Source organism: uncultured Veillonella sp. (assembly GCF_963522475.1).
In the GTDB taxonomy this organism is placed as follows: domain Bacteria; phylum Bacillota; class Negativicutes; order Veillonellales; family Veillonellaceae; genus Veillonella.
Window position 1 is genome coordinate 1 of sequence record NZ_CAUQYW010000029.1, and the last position, 3,816, is coordinate 3,816.

Sequence of the window (3,816 nt, forward strand, 5' to 3'; positions counted from 1 at the left end):
CTAAAGCTAGCTCTGTGCCTTTTTCTCGAGAGTTATGAGATGGCAATGCATAATCTTTAACACGATCATTCATATGTACTGCACCAGCTGCTGCTACAGCTGTAATAAAGCCATCAATAACAAAGGGCTTTTTAAAATCTACACAAGCTAACATAGCTCCAAGAATAGCAGCAATATCAAAGCCCCCTACATGGGCTATGATTTTACGAACTCTTTCAACTTCACTGTCAGAAACGATACTAGTTTTATGCTTATCTAATACAGCGCACACAAAATCAATTTTTCGTTTCATCAAATCTGGTTTATTCGGCCAAGAACCGGGGCCTACTGTTTCAGTGGGATTAGCTCCAGTTAAGGCAGACAACACACAGGCAGAAGTCGTCGTATTACCAAGTCCCATTTCACCAAAGGAAAAAAGATTTATCCCTTGCTTTACATAATGTTCAACTCGTTCATAGCCAGATTGAAAGGCACTATTAAATTCAGCCTCAGTCATAGCAGGATGGTTTAATATATTCTTTGTCCCCTTTGCGACCTTGCGATCCACGCCGATGCCATCATCTGAGGCAATTCCTACATCCACAACTTCATAAGGAATATTATTAAAGTTACAAAACTGTGTAGCCGACGAACGACCCAAGAGCATATTACGTGACTGCTTTTGCGTTACCTCATAGTTATAACCTACATAGCCTTCCATATTACAACCATTATCAGCAGAAAATATGATATGCTGAGGTCGAATTTCACCACTAATCTCGCCCCAAGCAGTACAAATCTTTCGGAAATACTCCTCCCACAAGCCTAAACCCCCAGGGATTAGGCATTTTGGTTGAAGAAATCTATTTAATTGTTCCTCAATTGGTAATACTGACTTATCTTTCATTCTAATCTCTAGCCTGCACAGAATATGCCAACTAGCCTTCTATTAATTCGATATTATTCTATATAGAAGTATAACATAAAACTCATATCTAGTAATGTGAGGTTTATTAGCTTTCACGCTAGAAATAAATTTATTACAAACAAATAGGTTATCCCTTACAGGATAACCTTTTATTTGAGTTATATATTCAAGTATTGTTCCAAATTTTATATATAAACTCTGCCCAACTCTAATGATACATATCTATATCTACAGTAATCATTCGCGTTCGCTCTGGATTAAACATAAAGTAAATGACTCTAGGCTGATCTTGATTAAAGTTATGGTAAACAACATACACTACATATTTCTCAGCCGATATCCTAGTACTATAATAAAAATCTTCATTAGGATCATCACCGACACTCTGGCTACCATTAATTAACCAGGGAAATAATTTCCAGTTTTGTCGTTGAATAGTGATAATATCATAATAATTATTTATGTCACTAACCAATACATTTTTATCTTTTGGATATGTAAATGAATTAAGTTCTTCAACTGTAGTATCCTTGTCCCTTCCATTTATAAACGAATACCAAGCATTAGATTTAACAGTTTCCTCATACCGTGAAATCGTTGCTTTATCACCATCTAATACTAAACAGCTTTGATTTCCTCCTATTCCAATTACTTCAGCAGAAGAAACTACTTTCAAACTATCAGGTAAAAACTTAGGTGCTTGTAATGGAGACGGAATATACCCCGCCTTAGATGAAGGCCATGTAGAGTGCCACCGTTGTATATCATAATGGGATATCCCTACAGCAGAAAACACTAAGGTAACAGCTAATGTAGGAAGCATACATAGAAAAAAGATTACATAAAAATATGTTAAAAATCTTTTTCGTATAGCGTTCTCACTATCGATTATTTCACATTTCTCAAACAACAATACAATCGTAGCTACTAACAAAATCAGATAGTATAATCCAGAATATGATATCTCATCCGAGAACAAAAAAGTTAATATCCAAAGAGTTATAAAGAACCATATACTCTTTCTATAAGGATCAGAAAAAAACAATTTCTTCAAGTAAATTAAACACTGTTGCATTTACGCTCTCCACAACAATACCTACTCAAATTACTTAGATTGATAAAACACAGCTCGTGTCCCATCATTACGGATCAAAAGTTCCACAAAATGAGGTCTTTTTGTATTACCATCATCTACAAATACATATAGTCTATAATTTTTAGTAGAATTATATGTTTCCTTCACAACTCTTTTCGTTTCTTTTCGAGGTGCAAATCGTAACCACTCTATAAAACTCCGTTTTGGTAAATTTAGAGGTTCCTCCTCAATGCTATCTATGAAGCGATAACTATTAGGATGAGATATAAAACGCTTTACTTCGCCACTCTCTAAATCTAGTAATCTATTATATTTATCAATTTGAGCTGTATAGGCTGCATGTTGTTTTGCGATTGCCTCATATTGATCAATTACTTTAGGGTCTCCCTCTAAAATTACATAACGATAAGGATACGCCGTAGCCCACGCCACATCCGTTCGTAACATAGACACCTTATCAATACCTTCCGGAAGCTGCTCAGGAGATTTAAGTCCGTCTGGTAATTCGCTATTATTAGGCCAGCCCCGTTTCCAATCAGTTGTACTGTACTTAAAATCCTCAAACTGATCGACGCTTGTATTAATATCATACTTAACCCAATCGGCTACAAGCCAAGATATACTAAGGGTTATAACAATAAACAACCCACAAGCCAATCGGCTATGAGCACTTTCAGATATGGACTGTTTCTTAAAGCGCCTATATTGTAAAAATACACTCGCCGCTATGGCTATACTAAAAACAATATATGTAATAGGCGCTAGATTAAACAGCACTACCACAATTGTAAACAACACGCATAGCATAACCGTCAATAGGCCATAAAATCCTTGGAACAAAACTCTCTCCTATTATGACAACACTAGAACATTTTCTTATACAACGCTTCAATATCGTCACGGCTTATTTCAGCCACTGTATTAGCTATATTGCCTGTAGCTACAACGTATACATTATCCACGAGCCATGGAATGTCTTTTTTCGTAAAGCCTAATTCTGTAAGGTTTGTAGTAAGGTCTAGGTCATGTACGATTAGGCGTAATGCTTCGCCTAGTTCAGAACCATCTCCGTGGTTAAATATCCGAGCTAAAGCACCAAATTTATCAGGGTTTGCACTCCATGTATATTCCACCGCAACAGGTTCAATAACAGCAAGGCCTACACCATGGGTAATATCTTTAAGGCCACTGGCTGGATGTTCCATACCATGTGCTAATGTTACACCAGCTGTGTTAATAACCATGCCCCCAACTGTGCTAGCTAATGTAACAGACTCCCAAGCTTTTGTAAGCTGAATTTCGTTGAGAACAGCTGATTTGGCTTCCGCCGTTGCTTTCACATGTTTATATAGTGGTACAAGGTATTGTGCTAATAATGTCACTGCATAATGAGCTAACGCATCGGTGAAAGGTTGTGCTGTTTTAGAGGTATAGGCCTCGATGTTGTGGCATAGTGCATCAAAGCCTACAGATGCCAATACATGAGGTGGCATTGTACCCATTACAGCAGGGTCTACGATGGATACCTTAGGCACAATAGCATTGCAGCGTAAGGATTTCTTATCACCTGTTTCAGGATTAGTAAGAACACCAAAACCGTTGCCTTCAGAGCCGGTACCACAAGTCGTTGGAATAACAATAAGAGGCAGCGCATTATCACTTGTTTTACGGTTGAAAATATAATCGTTAATATCACCATCATTCACAGCCATGAAAGCAATGCCTTTTGCACAGTCCATGATGGAACCACCGCCGATAGCAATAACCATATCACAGCTTTCAGATTTAGCTAACGCAGCGCCGTCTAAGGCAG

4 protein-coding genes are annotated in these 3,816 nt (G+C 37.5%); all 4 read right to left on the reverse strand.

What is annotated here, in order from left to right; translation table 11 throughout:
• A partial coding sequence (locus tag RWP19_RS09370) for a nicotinate-nucleotide--dimethylbenzimidazole phosphoribosyltransferase (protein WP_314357429.1) occupies window positions 1-886 on the reverse strand: 886 nt, incomplete at its 3' end.
• A 229-nt stretch (window positions 887-1,115) separates the two neighbouring features.
• Entirely contained in the window at window positions 1,116-1,982 is an 867-nt protein-coding gene (locus RWP19_RS09375) for a hypothetical protein (RefSeq protein WP_314357430.1), read from the reverse strand.
• A gap of 30 nt (window positions 1,983-2,012) precedes the next feature.
• A complete protein-coding gene (locus tag RWP19_RS09380) occupies window positions 2,013-2,843 on the reverse strand; it encodes a hypothetical protein (RefSeq protein WP_314357431.1) in 831 nt (276 codons plus the stop codon).
• A gap of 23 nt (window positions 2,844-2,866) precedes the next feature.
• Window positions 2,867-3,816: iron-containing alcohol dehydrogenase (locus RWP19_RS09385; RefSeq protein WP_314357432.1), on the reverse strand; the 950-nt coding region annotated here is incomplete at its 5' end.